Raw genomic sequence first — 16,777 nt, 5'->3', positions numbered from 1 at the left:
GACACGCCAACCCAAGCCCCAACCGAAGACGCGCCCCGCTTGCCGGGGCGCGTCGCCATTAGCGCCCAGGCGCAGCAGCGACGATCTTGCCGACTCAATCCACCCTGCCGTTCGATTCCGCCGCCGACGAAGCCCTCGCGCTAGCGCCGCTGCGCTCGCTTCCCGTGCGCGAGGGCCACTGGGACGAACTGCGCGCGCCGGACGGCGCCTTGCGCGAACCGTGGCGCCAGTTTTTCGCGCTGCTCGGCAAGGCGGGCGCGGCGGGGCTCGACGGCGCGGCGGCCTCGGTCGCGCGCCAGGTGCGCGAAAACGACATCACCTATAACGTCTACGCCGATCGCGGCGGCCCGCGTCCGTGGTCGCTCGACCTGCTGCCGCTGTTGATCGACGAAGACGAATGGGCGCTGATCGAGCGCGGCGTGGCGCAGCGCGCGCGGCTGCTCAACGAGATCGTCGCCGATATCTACGGGCCGCAGACGCTGCTCGCGCGCGGCCTGCTGCCGGGCGCGCTGGTGTTCGGCCACCCCGGCTATCTGCGCGCGGTGAAAGGCTACACGCCGCCGGATCGGCAGTATCTGCAGATCGTCGCGCTCGACCTCGCGCGCGCGCCCGACGGCCAGTGGACCGTGGTCTCGCATCGCACCGAGGCGCCGTCCGGGCTCGGCTATCTGCTCGAAAACCGCCTGATCGTGTCCAGCCTGTTCGCCGAGCCGTTTCGCGCGATGCGCGTGCACCGGCTCGCGCCCTCGTATTCGCAACTGATCGCCACGCTCGCGGACGCCGCGCGCGCGATCATGCGCGCCGACGAGCACAGCGCGCGCGGCGGCTCGCCGCATATCGTGCTGCTGACGCCTGGGCCGTTCAGCGAGACCTATTTCGAGCATGTGTTTCTCGCGCGCTATCTCGGCCTCACGCTGGTCGAGGGCAAGGACCTCACGGTGCGCGACGACATGCTCTACCTGAAGACGCTCGGCGGCCTGGAGCGCGTGCATGCCGTGCTGCGCCGTCTCGACGATACGTTCTGCGACCCGGTCGAACTGCGCGCCGACTCAACCATCGGCGTGCCCGGACTGCTCCAGGTGATGCGTGCGGGCAACGTGATGGTCTCGAACGTGCCGGGCGCGGGCTTCGTGGAGTCGCCCGCGCTGCACGGCTTCATGCCCGGCATCGCGCAGGCGCTGCTCGGCGAGCCGCTCGTGCTGCCCGGCGTGCCGACGTGGTGGTGCGGCGAGGACGCGGCGTGGCGCGACGCGCTCACGCAATTGCCCGAAGCGCTGCTGGTGCCGACCTGGCCCGGCGGCGCGCACGCCAGGGACAGCAAGCGCGCCACGCCGCCGGGCCTCGCGGCAGGCCCGCAATTGCTCGCCGACTGGCGCGCGCGCATCGAGCAACTGCCCGACGCCTTCACGGTCCAGCAGCCGTTGAACTACAGCTACACGCCGCGCTACGACAACGCCGCCGACCAGGACCGCGCCGACGCCTCCGGCGGCGCGCCCATGCTTGGCGCGCGGCCCGCGGTGCTGCGCGTCTACGCCATCGCCGACCAGACATGCGGCTGGCGCGTGCTGCCGGGCGGCTTCACGCGCCTCGCGGCCGAACATCAGGAATCCGTATCGATGCAGGTGGGCGGCAGCAGCGTCGATACCTGGGTGCTGTCGAGCCAGCCCGGCACGGCGTTTTCGCTGCTGCCGACTCCGATGAAGCCCTCCGATCTGCGCCGCGAGCATCGCCGCGTGTCGAGCCGCGCCGCCGAAAACCTCTTCTGGGCAGGCCGATACGGCGAGCGCGCCGAAAACGCCGTGCGCCTGTGCCGCCTGATTCTCGGCTCGCTCGAAGGCAGCGACGCCGAGGAACTGTTCGGCACCTTCACCGAACTGGCCGCCGCGAGCGGCCTGGTGACGGGCGCGGGCGCGACGACTCCGGCGAACACCGAGGAACCCCTCGCCGGTCGCCGCCGCGGCCTCGACGGCTTCGAGCGCGAGCTGGTCGCCAATCTGCACGAAAGCGCGCGCGCCCCCAGCATCGGCCAGATGCTCGCGAGCCAGGCCTACGCGTGCGGCGAAATACGCGGGCGTCTGTCGAGCGATCACTGGCGCACCGTGCTCGCCGCGCGCAACGACTTCCGCGACGCGCTGCAGGCGCTCTCGCTCGCCCCCGCGCCCGCGCGCCAGGGCGTGCTGCTCGAATTCCGCCAGCCCACGCCGTACGACCGCATGGCGCTGATCCGCGCGCTCGACGCGCTCGCCACGCAACTGAGCGCGATCAGCGGCTGCCAGGGCGACCGCATGACGCGCGACGAGGCCTGGCGTCTGCTGTTCGCGGGCCGCCATATCGAGCGCGTGGCGGCGATGGCGGGCGTGCTGCGCATCGCGGCGCACGAACGCACGCTCGCCACGCCCGCCGGTTTCGACGTGCTGCTGCAACTGTTCGACAGCACGCTGACCTATCGCACGCTGTATCCGGGACGACTCGAAGTGCCCGCGCTGCTCGACCTGATCGTCACCGATCCGACCAATCCGCGCGGCCTCTACGGCGTGTACGACCGCCTGCGCACGCGTCTCGACGAAATCGCCCAGGCGGCGGGCGGCCCGCGCCGCGAGCCGTTCGCCGCGCAGCTCGCGCCCGTCGACGCGCTGCCCGATCTCGAAGCGATTTGCGACCCCGGCGAGGACGGCCGCTATCCCGCGCTCACCGCGCTGTGCGACGCGCTCGCCGCACGCATGGCGGCCGCCTCGAACGAAATCAGCGCGCGCTGGTTCAGCCACGCGATGCCGCTCGCCGCGCAGGTGTGGTCATGAGCGGCACGCGCCTGTCCGTCACGCATCGCACGACCTATCGCTATTCGACGCTGGTCGAAACGGCGCAGCATCTCGCGACCATCCGTCCGCTCGAACTGCCGTGGCAGCGCGTGCTCGAACACCGCGAGCGCATCGAGCCCGCGCCCTCGTATCAGACGAGCCGACGCGACGCATTCGGCAACGACGTGCTGTATTTTTCGTTCGACGCCCCGCACGACTATCTGCAGATGACGATGGAAACGAGCGTGCTGCTCGCGCCGCGCTACGACGCGCTCGACGCCGACGCCACGCCCGCGTGGGAAGACGTGGCGAACGCGCTGCGCTACACGGCGGGCGGCGCGTTTCATGCGGAGTCGGAGTTTTGCTGTGCGTCGCCGAATATCGCGCTTTCGCCCGCGTTACGCGCGTATGCGCTGGAGAGTTTCACGCCGGGCGCGCCGGTGCTGGCGGCGGCCATCGACCTGATGCACCGCATTCATCGCGATTTCGACTATCGTCCGGCGGCGACGGCCTTCGACACACCGGCCGCGCGCGCCTTCGAACTGCGTCACGGCGTGTGTCAGGATTTCGCGCAGGTGATGATCGGCGGGCTGCGCTCGCTGGGTCTCGCGGCGCGCTATGTGAGCGGTTATCTGCGCAACGATCCGCCCGAGGGCGCGACGCCGATGATCGGCGCGGATGCCTCGCATGCGTGGGTGTCGCTGCACGTGCCGCAAGCGGGCTGGATCGATCTCGATCCGACCAACGACGTGCTCGCCGATCAGGGCCACGTGACGCTCGCGGTCGGACGCGATTACAGCGACGTGTCGCTGCTGCGCGGGGTCATTCTGGGCGGCGGCGCGCATCGCGTCGACGTGGCCGTCGACGTGCGGGCCGAACCGGACGGCGTATAAGCGCGGTCGGCGTAATCAGCTCAAGCAGCACGAAAACGGAGGCTTAGCTGCCGGCCAGCGTGCCCGTATCCATCGACGCCACGAGCTTCGGCTGCGGCTGGCACTCGCACTGGCAGAGGTCGTTTTCGAGCGCGACCACCTTGCCCATCACGGTCATCGTGTGCGGACCGCCATCGGAGACGATCACACCCTGCTTCGAGCAGGTCTGGCACATCACCGGCGCGCCGATATAGGCGAGCGGACGTCCGTGATACGACGATCCTTCGATACCGTCCATCACGACGCCGTTGTGGTCGGTCTTGTCGTCTTTGAGGATGAATTTACGGGTCATCTCCAGGGCCTCGGGAATGGGGTTCCGGCGTTGCGCCGATGGGACGGGAAATATACCAGCGTTTTCCTTTCGCTTCCTTTCCGGGCGCCGCGCTCGGGCGCAATGTGGACGCAATACGTTGGAACGCGTGCGCGAAACCGCTCGTGGCGGGCATGGCGGGCCTGGAGAAACAGGTCCGAGTGACGAGCGCCACGCGTGCGTGAGATGCGGGATTTCGAAGGAAAACGCCCATTACAAACCTTCCTCGCAGGTAAGACATAACAAGGAAAATCGCGAGAAATTTCATTCACGCGGACTGCAATGCCGCGCTTCACATCAACAGAAAACCTTTTCCGGACGACAAAGCCCGGCCAATGCATCCGCTCGCGCGACCTCGCGATTCGCGCCGAAACCCCTTGATTGACAGGCTTTCCAGTCGATCAACACGCACTGGAAAAGCACCGCTTCACGCAACGTCCAAAGACCTTTCGCGCACAACTTTCCAGCACCGCAACACGCCAAATCCGAAATCATTACCGTGAAAGGCCGCTTTCAGCGACTTTTCACGCGTCAGTCTCGTCGCGAAAAACGCTCGCCTCGCGCTTCGTTCCACCCGCATTCGCGCGCCCGCGCCGCCTCGCGCAACGCCAGATCCGACAAGGCTTGCATCGAACACTACACCGTCTCGCGCCCGCCCTCGTCCAGCCGATTTCAACCCGCGTTTTTCGCGCTCGCCCGCGCCCGTTTTCCTTCCGCTTCTTGCGCATTTGTATACGACCGGAAGGACTCGTAAGGCTTGAATCAAAGGCCCCATTGATTATTGCTTCACGCAACAGACGTAGACGCGAAGATGCTATCGCCGCTCGTCGACTACTTCCCCTATCGGCGTAACGCGGGGGCGCGCACCCCTCTACGTGCGCCCCCTCCTTTTTGTGTCAATCCGCCCAGGAGGCCCATCATGACCAGCCCTATCGGCTCCAGCAGCGTCGGCCACTCGTCGCCCTTGACGACGTTCGACCCTAACCGCAACAAGAACTCCGGCAGCGCAGGCTCCGCCGGCAACCATTCCGCCCAACCGGAAACCGTGCATCCCGGCACGCCGGTCGGTCCGCTCGGCCACAACATCAATACCACCGCATGACGAATTCGCTGTCGCAAGAGGCGCCGCTGAAGGCAAAGCGCGCACATCACCTGTCGCGTGCGGCATTGCATGGGCTGCGCGCCGCTGCGGTGATTGCACTCGCCTGCCTCACCCTGCCGCTCGAAGGTTGTGCGGTAGCGGCATTACCTTGCCGGCTCGTCTCGGCGACGGTGAAGATCGTGCCGGTGGTTGGGCATCCCGCAGCCGTGCCGTTCGACGCGTGCGCGGCGGCTATTGACTGATCGAGGTCCACTCGATGAAACGGGCGTCTCTGACTGCTTTCCTGACCTGCGCTGCCGCTGCAGCGCTTGCCGGCACGCTGGCCGCACCGGCGAGCGCCGACACGAGCTTCGAAGGGCGCATCACGCCGCTCCCGACGCCCGTCGTCAGTGCACCTGTCGTTGCGCCTGCCAGCGCGCCTGCCATCGTGCAGGCGAACGCCGCATCCGCGCCTGCGCCCGCGCCGCAAAAGACGGCCAGCGCACAGGCGCCGCGCAACAAGGTCAAGAAGCGTCGTCCGACGCCCGTCACCGCGGCGGCGCGTTCGCGCGCCGTCGCCCTGGACGACACGCCGTTCTCGTTTCGCGGCATTGCGCTCGGCGTCACGCTGACTGAATTGCGCGAGGCCAACACGGTCCGCGCCACGCCGCACGAAAGCGCGCTGGTTTGCGAAACCGACGTGGCCGGCGGCGACATCGGCATGCCGTTCAAGAGCTATGCGAGCCTGACGATCGCGTGCCGCTGGGCGCATCGCACGCCGCAAGGCTGGACGCCTTCGCATGCCGTCGTGGATGGCGTGCCGGCGAGCGATCACGTGCTGCGTTTCGCGCACGAATCCGCGGGCGAGCCGCTACGTCTCTATGAAATGTCGTTTGTCGTCGATGCCGCGACCGCATTCGACCTGCGCGATCTGCTGGCCTCGCGTTACGGCGCGCCGCGCATGGCCGGCGATCCGTCGCTGCCGCTGCTCGAATGGGACAACGCGTCGAGCACGATCACGATCTGTCTGATGCCGAACGGCGGTCACGCCACCCTGACTTACCTGCTTAAACCCGCGAGTCCGCGCGCGAAGGGCATCGAACGCGCGCTCAAGATCAGCCAGTTCGACGAAGGCTGATCGCCTCGCACGCCCACTGACCCGACGACGCCTTCACGCGAGCGCTTCTTACTTATGCTTTCCAATCAATCGCACTCCTTACCTTCCTGCAAGCACTTCGCGCGCCTTTCTTTTGCGCTGCCGCGTGTGCTGCTGTGCGCATCGGCATTCGCTGCGTTCTCGGGGTGCGCGACCTCGCCCGAATCGATCGTCAACACGCCGATGACGCCGCCGCTCGCCGAACCGCCGCTGAACGTCAACACGGGCGGCTCAATCTATCAGCAAGGCACCGCCATCGCGTTGTATGAAACGCCGCGCGCGCAGCGTATCGGCGACGTGCTCACGATCCGCCTCTCCGAAACTTACAACGGCGCCGACACCGCGGCCGCTTCCGCGAAACGCGACAGCACCATCACCGCGACCGCCGCCGATCAATCGACGGGCGCGGCGGCACGTCTCGCGCGTCTGTTCAATATCGGTTCGGCGTCGACGACGTTCAACGGCACGGGCAGCCACACGCTGTCGAGCGACATGACGGGCACGCTGGCCGTGACGGTCATCAGCAAGACGCCGACGGGCAATCTCGTGGTGTCGGGCGAAAAGATCATTGCGATGAGCGGCGAGCATCAGCGTCTGCGTCTCTCGGGCATCGTCAATCCGAACGACGTGGAGTCGGACAACTACGTCGATTCGAGCAAGATCGCCAACGCGCGTATCGAACAGGTGGGCCACGGCATGCTCAACGACGCGACCACGGTCGGCTGGCTGCAGCGCATGTTCCTGAGCGTGCTCACGTTCTGATGTTGCCTTGATGCTGCATTCCGATGCTTGCCTGAAGCATCGGGCAAGCAAAAACGGCGCGCCTCGATGGCGCGCCGTTTTTATTTCATCGCGAAGGTTCAGTCAGGCCGACATCGCTCGCCGACTGAACTGAACCGCGCCGCTCACTCTTCCTGCGCGGCGTCGGGCATGTCACCCGCGTATTCGCTGTAGCGCTCGGCGAAACCGACTTCGCCGTCCGGCACGAACACGTAGCCGTGTCCCCAGACCGTCTGCAGATAACGCGGCTCGGACGGATCGGTTTCGATCAGCCGGCGCAAACGCCAGATCGCCACGTCGAGACTGCGATTGCGATAACGCCCCGCTTCGCCGTAGACGATTTCGATGATGCGTTCGCGCGACAGAATCGTCATCGCGTGATTGACGAACAGCTTCAGGAACGCGAATTCGCTCGAACGCAGCGGAATGCGTTCTTCGTCGCGATACAGCTCGCGCGAGCGGAAATCGAGTTCGTACGGGCCGAAGCGGAACGAGGCGCGACTTTCCGGCGCACCCGTCGAGTTCGACACGCTGCGGCGGCGCATGACCGTACGGATACGCGCGGCCAGCTCGCCTGGATCGAAGGGCTTGCCCACGTAATCGTCGGCGCCGAATTCGAGGCCGAGCACGCGGTCGATCACCTCGTTGCGCGCGGTGAGCAGGATCACAGGCAGGTCGTCGCCGCTTTCGCGCAGCGCGCGCAAGGCGCTGATGCCATCCAGCTCCGGCATCATGATGTCGAGCACCACGACCTGCGGCCGTTCGGTGCGCAACTGCTGCTGCAAGGCGCGCGCGGACGGCAGCTTCGTCACGGTGAAGCCGCGCATTTGCAGATATTCGGCGGTAACGTCGCGCACGACGGGATCGTCGTCGACGAGAAAAATATTATTTGCCATGCACAAATCGTAAGGGACGCAAACGGACCGGCATAGGCCCGCCGCCTTTCCATTCCTTTCCTGAATATGCGGCGTGAAAGACTACAGGCCGCGCGAAGCGGACTCGAACGTCGAACCCAGTTGCGTCTGATCCACCACCATGCTGTCCAGCAGGCCCTTGAGCTTCACCGCCGCGCTGGAAAAGCGGTCGGTGCCGAGCCCGCGCACTTCGTAACGCGCTGTCACCGCAATATGGTTATGCAAGAAGATCGTCAGATTGATGGTGGACAGATACGCGCGGCTGTCGTCGCTGAACGTCGGCTTGCCGTATTCGATCGATGCGTTGTAAACCAGCCGCCCCTCGCACGTAACCGGCTCGGTACCGGGGCTGTAGACGTCCGAAGTCACGCCGCGCTGCGCCAGCACGAGTTGCAGCGACGGCACGAAATCGGCCGACGTCACCATCGGATTGTTCTCGATGCAGATCGACGCGATATTCACCGGTCGCCCGGTCACGAATCTCGGCGACGAGTAATTCGCCGCGACCGCATAACCCGCCTGGATCACGGAGCCCGTAGCATCGGCGGCGGTGATCAGCGTCCAGGCGCAGCCATTGAGCGCGAGCACAGCGCCGAGCGCGGCGGCAAGGCGGGCCGCGCGGCGGACGTTGGAGCGAAAAGGATGGGGCATGGGAACGATGACATGACGCGTCGATGGGCTGCGCGCGCGATGCGGAGGGATGCAGGCGGCAGGGCTCGTCATGCATCATCAAGGTAAAGCGCACCACACGATGGGCGGGACATCGGCCATTGTTGACAAGCGCTTTCCAGTTCTTCGCAAATCTCACGCGAAGTAAGGACCGGAAAGCATGCTGCACGGGTTCAGGCCGTCGAAACACCCGCACAACTTACCGCACGCGTAATGGATGAAATGTTTCGTAAGCGGTGGACGCAATCGACCCGTTGAGCGCCGCTTTGCGCCAGAGGCGCTGAGCTATTGTTCTCATCGCGGCGCCTCGCGCCGTGGCGACGCCGGACTAGCCGCCCGTCGTCCCCCGCTATTTCATACAACATCGTGCCTGCCATGAATCGAGAACAGAAAATCCGTCGCGCTCACTCCCTTCGCCGCGGCCTGAACGTCGCTGCGCTCGCGCTCTTCGCGTCGCTCGCCGGTTCGCCGTTCGCTCAGGCGGCGAGCTTTCACTGCCCGCACAACGCCTCGGCGTCCGAGCGCCTCGTGTGCAACGATCCGACGCTGTCCGCGCTCGACGACAAACTCGCCGCGCTCTATCACAGCGCGCTCGACGCGACGCCCGACACGACGGCGCTCGAAGCCGACCGCGTGAGCCAGTGGCAATGGCGCCAGCACAACTGCAAGGACAAGGCTTGCGTGACGGACTGGTATAACCGCCGCATCGCCGAACTTCAGGGCGATCTGCAACACGGCAAGCAAGCCAGCGTGCAACGCGTGAAGGACGGCGTGGTCGATCAGCACCTCGCGCCTTCCGCACAGGACGCCGTGCTGGAAATGAAGGGCATCGACGCTGCGCCGAAGGGCCAGAGCGACAAGCCGGCCCCGACGGCCGACGGCTCGAAGGCCGCGCCGAAGACGGGCGCGAAGCTCGCCGGCGCGCACACCGACGCCTCGCTGCATCTGGAAAAAATGCCGAGCGGCGTTGCTGCCGACGCGCGCCAGAAGCATCTCGCCGATGCACATACGCACGCCATCCCGGCTGACGAAGTCGCGCCGGCGAAGTCGGCCAAGCCGGCCGCCACGGCGGAAACCTCGGCCAAGGCCGCCAGCATGGCGGGTTCGGGCACGGCCTTCGCGAAGGCCGCGGGCATTGCCTCGCTCGACGCACCGTCTGCCGCGAAGCCGGCCGCTGCTGCCGCGCATTCGTCGGAAGAAAAATCCGCTGCCGCGACCGATTCGACGCAAGCCGCTCAAGCGCCGGTGCAGGAAAGCGCACTCGCCGCGAAGTAAGACAGGGCGCTCGCGGCGAATGGGATACGCAAGCCCGCGCCGCGAAAACCCACCCCAGGTAAGCCCGAGTAAGAAATAGAAAGAACGCCGCTATTCTGTAAGCCGTCGATAAGCATTAAAATTTCACGATGAGTCCACACGTTCTCATCGTCGACGACGATCCGGTCGTGCGCGATCTTCTCTCCCGCTTCCTGCGGGCCAACGGCTTCGAAGCCTCGGTCCTGCACGATGGCACGCATCTCGGTCAGCGTCTCGAACGCGAGCGGCCTGCTGTCGTCGTGCTGGACGTCATGATGCCCGGCACCGACGGCCTGCGCGCCCTCGCCGCCCTGCGTGCGAAAGGCGACGACATTCCGGTGATCTTCGCGTCCGCACGCGGCGCGGTCGCCGACCGCATCGCGGGCCTCACGCTCGGTGCGGACGATTACGTCGCCAAGCCGTTCGATCCGCAGGAACTGTTGCTGCGCATCCAGACCGTGCTGCGCCGTCGTGGCGCGGTACCCGCTGGTGCGCCGGAAGCACGCGAACGCTGCCGCTTTGGCCCCTTCGAGCTCGATTTCACGACGCGCACGCTGTTGCGCGACGGCGAGCGCGTGGCGCTGCGCGACGGCGAATTCGCCTTGCTGAAGGTCTTCACACGACACCCTTACCGCGTGCTCTCGCGCGTGCTCATTCACGATCTGCTGCATGCCGACGGCCTCGAATTCCACGAGCGCAGTCTCGACGTGCCGATCTGGCGCCTGCGCCGCGTGATCGAAGACGATCCCTCGCAACCGCGTTTCGTGCAAACGGTACGCGGCAAGGGCTATGTGTTCGTGCCGCTGCGCGAAGGCGAAGCCGCCGACACCGACGCCCACGGCGCCGAGGATGCCCAGGATCCCGACGGCGGCGCATGATCGCGTGAATGCATGAACAATCCGTTGAATACGCTGTTCGGGCGCATGGCGCTGATGTCGGCGCTCGTGCTGTTCGCGATTCAGGCGTGCTGGTTCGTCGTGTTCGCGCCGCAGCCGCGCCGCCATGAAGTCGAGGGCTTCGAGCGCGGCCTGCTGCTGATGCTGCACGCCGCCACCGGCGCGGCGCCCAACGAGCTCGAACTCGCACCCGCGTTGCGCGTGCATCTCGTGCCCACCTGGAACATGCCCGCCGACGTGAAGCTCGAGGTGCCGAAGCGCGAGCCGCTCGCGGACCTGCGCCGGCAACTGCTGCGCGACCTGCCCGCCGGCACCGAAATTCTCGCCGACACGCGCAATCGCGCGACGCTCTGGGTGCGCTTTCCCGGCCATCCCACGTGGATCGTCGCGCCGATCGACCTGCCGCCGCCGCCCAATCTGGTGCCGCAATTCGCGTCGATGCTCGCGGTCTCGCTGCTGCTCGCGCTGCTCGCCGTGTGGCAGATGCAGCGCCCGCTGTCGATCGTCGCGCAGACCGCGCGCGCGTTCGGCTCGGGCAATCGTCCGCCGCCCGTCGACGAACTCGGTCCGCGCGAACTGCGCGAACTGATCGGCTCGTTCAACGGCATGATGAAACAGCTCAACGAAGCCGACGACGATCAGGCCATCATGCTCGCGGGCGTGGCGCACGATCTGAAGTCGCCGCTCACGCGCCTGAAGCTGCGCGCGAGCATGCTGGGGTCCGAGCGCGAGCGCGAACAGTTCACGCGCGAAGTCGATTCGCTCAACGACATCGTGCAGCAGTTTCTGGAATTCGCGCGGCAACGGCCGGAATCCGGTCCCGAAGTGGACGTGGATTCGCTGTTGCGCGAGCAGTTTTCATCCGATACGGCGGAGGAGGAAGACACGCTGTTCCGTCTCGATCTGCGCGCCGGTGCGGGCTTTCGCATGCCGCGCACGCTGCTCGACCGGCTGGTGTCGAATCTCGTCGACAATGCGCTCGAACACGGCGAACCGCCGGTGGAAATCGGCACGCGCCGCGAAGGGTCGAACTGGATTATCGAAGTCCGCGATCACGGTCCCGGCATTCCCGCCGAACGCGTGGCCGCGGCGCTCAAGCCGTTCGTGCGGCTGGACGAAGCGCGCGGCGGCGAAGGGCATTGCGGACTCGGTCTCGCGATCGTCACGCGTCTCGTGCGCAATCAGGGCGGACGCTGCGAAGTGTCGAACCATCCCGAAGGCGGTCTGCGCATCAAGATCGCGTTTCCAACCGCCTGAGTTTGTCGGCCCGGAAGGTGTGACGGGCGCTCGCGGGCGCCCGTTCCTTTTTATGTCTGGCGAAGCGCGCCGCTTACACCACGAGGCGGCCGCGCAGCAGATCCACCGTCGTCGAAGACAGCCCGAGACCGGCGTTGAGATAGCGGTTCAGATCGCCGAACCCTTTTTGCAGCGCATCGAACGCGCTTTGCAGATAGCTGGCCTGCACGGGCGGTGCGAGATTGTCCTCGTCGACGCCCGTCGAGCGCCACGCGTTCGTCAGCAGAAAATCCTTCACGACGATTTCCAGCGGCACGTTCGCGATCAGCAGCAGCAGCGCGCCCGCCCAACCCGCCACGTCCACGCCCTTTCCGCCCACCACGACGACCGGCCCGCCGGCCTGCGCGATCTGCTCGAGCAGCGCGCCGTACGCCATGCATTGCGTGTGACCCATGACGAATTCGCGCCAGTGCGCCTGCATGGCCGAATCGAGTTCCGGACCCGACATCCCGGCGAACGACGGCGGCGCATGCGTGCCGAGCACGTTCAGCGAAACGTAGCTCGCGGTGCTCAGCGGCGTATCCGGCAAAGCGTCGGCTTCCACCGGCGTGCGCAGATCGTAGATGCCCGCTAGCCCGATGCCTTCGAGCGTGGCCGTGTCGGCCGTATTCGCGGTCAGCACGTCGGAGCGATAGAGGATGGCGCGGCGAAAATGCGCGCCGTCGCTCGTCGAGTAGCCTGGCGCCGCGCCGCCCACGTCGCGGAAGTTCGCCACCGAATTCATTACCGGCGTGGGCGCGTCCTGCGGCCCGTCTCCGCCGGTGTAATCGCCGCCGCACGCGCTCAGCAGCGTGGTGCCGCAACCGCTCAGCGCCAGCACGCTCATCGTGCCCTTGAGCAGCCGGCGGCGCGGCGGACTGGCAGGCCCGGCCCCGCGCCGGCACGCGAAGTCGCCGGACAAGGGCGCGGGCACGCCCTTGCGCGCTTCCTTGCGCGAAGAAGAACTGGCGGAGAAACGAAGAATCATCGGTTAGCAGCTAAGGTATGAGGCTCGCGCGCGTGGGCGGGGCCAGCCTCTGCAACGGCGGGGCGTCGCATGCATTCGGAAAAACGAAGTTTACCGGCAGATGACCCCGAAAAGGTTACGACGCAAGACTCGGTAATAATTCGTAGGAAACCGCAGCGACTATAAATGCGCCGTCGCACGCATGCGGCGGCGTCATAAATCGCCATAAAAAACGGGGGGCGATCTGTTCTTTTCACCCGATTCTTTCCAGAACTTACCAATTCCTATAATCGTGAAAGCAAAATAAGAAGCGGCGCCCATTCCTGTGGCGGTTTCGCCCGAAAATGCCCGTCACGGCCCGTAATTCCTTATTAAATCCTGTAAATTCTTTCTAAATATTATTCTTGACGCTCGTTTGCGCGCTCCTATAATCGCCCGTGAATTCAGGCATTTAGGCCTGATTGTCGCGGCAGTAGTCACTGCCCAGGAGTTCTAAGTCATGTACAAAGGCAGTGTGACCGAGGAAGCGCGCGAGGTTTTGCGCGCAATCGAGCTGATCCAGCTTGGTGCTCGCATGCCGGTGCTCGAAAAGGAACTGACGCTCTCGAGAAATCGTCTGATTCGCCTTTATCGCGAACTCAAGAGCGCTTCGCCGCCCAAAGGCATGCTTCCGTTTTCGGCCGACTGGTATTTCACGTGGTTACCGAATATTCACGCTTCGCTTTTTTACAACATCTTCCTGTTCCTGAAAGACGAAGCGAAATGCAGCCGGCTCGATGCGCTCACACGCGCGTACCGCCTCTATATCGAGCACTGCGAATGCGCTGAAACCGAACGCGTGCTGAGCTTCACGCGCGCGTGGACGCTGCTGCGCTTCTTCGAGGGCGGTCTGCTCGCGCTCACGCGCTGCACGGTCTGCTCGGGCCGCTTCGTGCGCCACGCGCGCGATGCGATGAAACCGGCAACCTGCTGCATCTGCGCGCCGCCTTCGCGCGCCGGCGTCACGCGCGCGATGCTCGCCAGCCGCGAACTCGCGCAAGGCGCGGCAGATACGGCCGATTCGAGCGATACGCCGGATACGCCGACTTCGTCGAGCAAACGCAGGGGCACGTCACCGCTGAGCGAGATTTCCGAAGCGATGCGCGATACGCTCGCCGAAGTGAAACGCGCGGTCGATCCGAAGCGCAACGCGGCGGCGGGATCGTCGGGCAACGCAGCGGGCAAGCCGACCAGCCACCCCTTCCTGCCCAGGTCGATTCCCGTCTAGCGTCTGGCCCCGGCACTGCCGGCCGCATTCGCGAAACGGACCACGCAAAAGCGCGCCCCGGCGCGCTTTGCCGCTTTACAGATCTTCTTTTTCCGTCGCCGCCAGCAACGCGCGAATATCGCTCGCGCACAGCCGGCACACTGCTTTGCCATCCTGACTAATGTGCTGCGCCTGGCGGCTCTCGCACAACTGCGCGGCCACTTCGATCGCATGCTCGTGCGCCGCCTGCCAGATTTCCCAGGCAATCTGCGCGCCGCTCTGGGCATATTCGTCGTTGGGGGCGCGTTCGAGCGCGTCGGGCTGTTGTGCATGGGCACGCACGTAATGCGCGCGGTACAGCGCCTCGAACACCATGCGCCGCGAAGGCCGCGTCACACGGGGCTCCCCGTCGGGGTTGCCGTTGTTCCGCTGCGCGAGGGCTTCGTCCACATTCGCCTCAAGGAGTGCTGTTTCATGCAAACGACATTGTGACAGGCCAAGCTGGACAAGGGGTCTCGGAATACCGCGAATTTCTTCGCGTTATTCGTGGACCGCACCAGGCGGACAACGTGGGATTATGGTTGCCGTGTAAAAAAATAGAAGGAACCGACCATGCAACTCGGGGGTACGACGTCGTTTTCCGGCGGGGGCGCCACGACGCAGAGGTTCAACGACGGCGCGGATGACGCGGCGGCCGCGCAAGCGGCTCAAGCCGCGCAGGCGACGCCCGACGTGAAGGCCTCCGCGTCGACCGGCAGCACGGACGATGCGGTCACGTCGCAGGACGACGCCGTGCGGATCTCGCCGCGCGGCTATGCCGCAGCGGCCAACGACGACAGCATCGCGGACGACGGCAACGACATCAACGTGGACGACAGCGGCGACAGCGCCACGGCGGACGCCAGCGCGGACGGCGCCGACGGCTCGGAGACCGGCATCGACAGCACGGACGGCGCACAAACCGACGGCTCCACGGACGGCAGCGGCGACACCGCGCCGAACGCGCAGCCCGTCAAATCGCTCGTCTACGGCGCGTTCGGCCTCGAACGCCCGGACCAGGCGCCCGATCCGAACCAGGCTTACAGCACCGGCCGATGGATCGCGGCGGCCATTACGGTCGGCGGCATCGTCTCGCTTTTCATCTGACGCGAGGATCCGGCGCAAGTCGCGTCACGTTTTGAGTCGCGGCTCGAATTGCGACCCGTTACGCATAAGACGAATGAAAGGCGCTGCGTCGGGTCACCCGGCTCGACTACAATCGCATTTCCACAAGAATCAACGCCCGATTCATTTGCCGGGAATGCGATGACCAGCGCCGCCCTCCACTCCACCTTCTCCATTCTCTTCGTCGACGACGACGAGATTTCGCGCGTGCACTTCGCGCGCGCCATGCATGGCCTCTATCCGGTGCACGTCGCGCGCGGCGCGGAGGAAGCCATGAGCGTGCTCGCGCAGCATGGCGCGGAGATCGCGGTGCTGGTGACCGACTTCCGCATGCCCGAGCGCGACGGCGACCAGTTGCTGGAGGAAGTCGCGCAGAAATATCCGCAGATCGTGCGCATTCTGGTGACGGCATATGCCGACAAGGACATGCTGCTGAACACGGTCAACACGGGCAATGTGTTCCGCATCCTCGAAAAGCCGCTGCGCATGGAGGCGGTGCGCGACGTGCTGCAACAGGCGGTGGCGCGCTATACCGAACGCGAAACGCGTCAGCAGCGGCTGCTGGCAATGGATGAAACACTGGCGTTTCTCGCGCATGAACTGAACACGCCGCTGGCGACCATCGCGCTGTTCGCGCGCACCATCGAAAACGACGTGTCGGGCGAATTCGACCCCGACTCGCAAACCCGCATCGCGAGCGCGGCATCGTCGATGCTCAACAACACGCAGTATTGCCTCTCGCTGATCTCGTCGTTCTGGGCCACGCTGCACAAGAACAGCGGATCGCCCTCGCTCTCGCGCGACGGCACGCGCGAAGTGAGCGCCACGCGCCTGATCGCCACGCTGCTCGACACCTATCCGTTCGCCGCCGCCCAGCGCGACTGGATCACCGTGGACGTGCAGCAGGACTTCGTCGTGCGCGCGATGCCCAATTGCGTCGCGCTCGTACTTTCCTCGCTGCTGTCGAACGCGTTGCGCGCGCTCACGAACGCCACCGAGCCCGCGCTGCATATCGAAGTGCTCAGGAACAGCGAGCATGAGATTCGCGTGCGCGACAACGGCACGGGCATCGCGCCCGACGTCAAGGCGCGTCTGCTGCAGGACCCCGTCACCACGCACGCCGAAGACGGCGGTCACGGCATGGGCATGATCTTCTGCAATCGCATCATGCGTTCGTTCGGCGGCAGCCTGCGCATCGACTCCGACTGGGGCGCGGGCACCACCGTCACGATGGGTTTCGGCAACCCGCACAAGCCCAGCGAAATCCACTGATTGCCGCGTCGCGATCGCCGTTCT

16 protein-coding genes and 1 pseudogene are annotated in these 16,777 nt (G+C 65.8%); 12 read left to right on the top strand and 5 right to left on the bottom strand.

The window, feature by feature from the left end:
- Positions 1 to 86 precede the first annotated feature (86 nt).
- Complete coding sequence (locus tag BMY06_RS05660; protein WP_065060897.1) at positions 87 to 2,798, top strand: circularly permuted type 2 ATP-grasp protein; 2,712 nt, start codon at positions 87 to 89, stop codon at positions 2,796 to 2,798.
- Positions 2,795 to 3,691, top strand: coding sequence for a transglutaminase family protein (locus tag BMY06_RS05655; RefSeq protein ID WP_065060898.1), 897 nt, complete (start codon positions 2,795 to 2,797; stop codon positions 3,689 to 3,691). Before BMY06_RS05660 ends, BMY06_RS05655 begins: the two co-directional genes overlap by 4 nt.
- A 43-nt stretch (positions 3,692 to 3,734) precedes the next feature.
- Here the strand turns inward: BMY06_RS05655 and BMY06_RS05650 are convergent, their stop codons facing one another.
- A complete protein-coding gene (locus BMY06_RS05650; protein WP_065060899.1) occupies positions 3,735 to 4,022 on the bottom strand; it encodes a PAAR domain-containing protein in 288 nt (95 codons plus the stop codon).
- Positions 4,023 to 4,959: 937 nt separating this feature from the next.
- Between BMY06_RS05650 and BMY06_RS05645 the strand changes: the two genes are divergently transcribed.
- Genes BMY06_RS05645 through BMY06_RS05630 form a run of 4 tightly spaced genes read left to right on the top strand, consistent with a single transcriptional unit; the run spans position 4,960 to position 7,039 of the window.
- Positions 4,960 to 5,142 carry a hypothetical protein gene (locus BMY06_RS05645; RefSeq protein WP_065060900.1) on the top strand — a complete coding sequence of 61 codons (183 nt, stop codon included), beginning with the start codon at positions 4,960 to 4,962 and terminating at the stop codon, positions 5,140 to 5,142.
- Positions 5,139 to 5,384, top strand: coding sequence for a DUF6726 family protein (locus tag BMY06_RS05640; RefSeq protein WP_065060901.1), 246 nt, complete (start codon positions 5,139 to 5,141; stop codon positions 5,382 to 5,384). The genes BMY06_RS05645 and BMY06_RS05640 overlap by 4 nt, the downstream gene beginning before the upstream one ends.
- 14 nt (positions 5,385 to 5,398) lie before the next feature.
- The gene (locus tag BMY06_RS39505) at positions 5,399 to 6,259 is read left to right on the top strand and encodes a hypothetical protein (protein WP_074981960.1); all 861 of its coding nucleotides are present in this window, start codon (positions 5,399 to 5,401) and stop codon (positions 6,257 to 6,259) included.
- Positions 6,260 to 6,313: 54 nt separating this feature from the next.
- Positions 6,314 to 7,039: a flagellar basal body L-ring protein FlgH gene (locus BMY06_RS05630; RefSeq protein WP_080180786.1), complete on the top strand. Its 726-nt coding sequence runs from the start codon at positions 6,314 to 6,316 to the stop codon at positions 7,037 to 7,039.
- A gap of 143 nt (positions 7,040 to 7,182) precedes the next feature.
- Here BMY06_RS05630 and BMY06_RS05625 read toward each other — a convergent pair whose 3' ends face one another.
- Both BMY06_RS05625 and BMY06_RS05620 read right to left on the bottom strand, forming a co-directional pair.
- Complete coding sequence (locus BMY06_RS05625; protein WP_065060903.1) at positions 7,183 to 7,953, bottom strand: response regulator; 771 nt, start codon at positions 7,951 to 7,953, stop codon at positions 7,183 to 7,185.
- Between the two features lie 81 nt (positions 7,954 to 8,034).
- Complete coding sequence (locus BMY06_RS05620; RefSeq protein WP_244144270.1) at positions 8,035 to 8,622, bottom strand: hypothetical protein; 588 nt, start codon at positions 8,620 to 8,622, stop codon at positions 8,035 to 8,037.
- A 393-nt stretch (positions 8,623 to 9,015) separates the two neighbouring features.
- Between BMY06_RS05620 and BMY06_RS05615 the strand changes: the two genes are divergently transcribed.
- The 3 genes from BMY06_RS05615 to BMY06_RS05605 all read left to right on the top strand — a co-directional run bounded on the left by BMY06_RS05615 (position 9,016) and on the right by BMY06_RS05605 (position 12,086).
- Positions 9,016 to 9,915: a lysozyme inhibitor LprI family protein gene (locus BMY06_RS05615; RefSeq protein ID WP_074981958.1), complete on the top strand. Its 900-nt coding sequence runs from the start codon at positions 9,016 to 9,018 to the stop codon at positions 9,913 to 9,915.
- Between the two features lie 128 nt (positions 9,916 to 10,043).
- Positions 10,044 to 10,811, top strand: a complete 768-nt coding sequence (locus BMY06_RS05610) for a response regulator (RefSeq protein WP_074981955.1) — start codon at positions 10,044 to 10,046, stop codon at positions 10,809 to 10,811.
- A 12-nt stretch (positions 10,812 to 10,823) separates the two neighbouring features.
- Positions 10,824 to 12,086, top strand: a complete 1,263-nt coding sequence (locus BMY06_RS05605; protein ID WP_065060907.1) for an ATP-binding protein — start codon at positions 10,824 to 10,826, stop codon at positions 12,084 to 12,086.
- Between the two features lie 73 nt (positions 12,087 to 12,159).
- Here BMY06_RS05605 and BMY06_RS05600 read toward each other — a convergent pair whose 3' ends face one another.
- Positions 12,160 to 13,092, bottom strand: a complete 933-nt coding sequence (locus tag BMY06_RS05600; RefSeq protein WP_080180785.1) for a tyrosine-protein phosphatase — start codon at positions 13,090 to 13,092, stop codon at positions 12,160 to 12,162.
- Between the two features lie 478 nt (positions 13,093 to 13,570).
- On the opposite strand from BMY06_RS05600, the pseudogene flhC reads away from it, so the two are divergent.
- Positions 13,571 to 14,137 (top strand): annotated as a pseudogene (flhC, locus tag BMY06_RS05595) (flagellar transcriptional regulator FlhC); the annotation flags it as partial.
- Between the two features lie 276 nt (positions 14,138 to 14,413).
- Here the strand turns inward: flhC and BMY06_RS05590 are convergent.
- Positions 14,414 to 14,767, bottom strand: a complete 354-nt coding sequence (locus BMY06_RS05590; RefSeq protein WP_124263106.1) for a phiTE_015 family protein — start codon at positions 14,765 to 14,767, stop codon at positions 14,414 to 14,416.
- 162 nt (positions 14,768 to 14,929) lie between these two features.
- Here BMY06_RS05590 and BMY06_RS05585 point away from each other — a divergent pair, with 162 nt between their 5' ends.
- Entirely contained in the window at positions 14,930 to 15,463 is a 534-nt protein-coding gene (locus BMY06_RS05585; protein ID WP_065060910.1) for a hypothetical protein, read from the top strand.
- Positions 15,464 to 15,622: 159 nt separating this feature from the next.
- On the top strand, positions 15,623 to 16,753 hold the full coding sequence (locus tag BMY06_RS05580) for a hybrid sensor histidine kinase/response regulator (protein ID WP_065060911.1): 1,131 nt from the start codon (positions 15,623 to 15,625) through the stop codon (positions 16,751 to 16,753).
- Positions 16,754 to 16,777: the final 24 nt, after the last annotated feature.

Source organism: Paraburkholderia tropica, from assembly GCF_900109265.1.
In the GTDB taxonomy this organism is placed as follows: domain Bacteria; phylum Pseudomonadota; class Gammaproteobacteria; order Burkholderiales; family Burkholderiaceae; genus Paraburkholderia; species Paraburkholderia tropica.
This window is presented reverse-complemented; position numbering and strand designations above follow the sequence as displayed.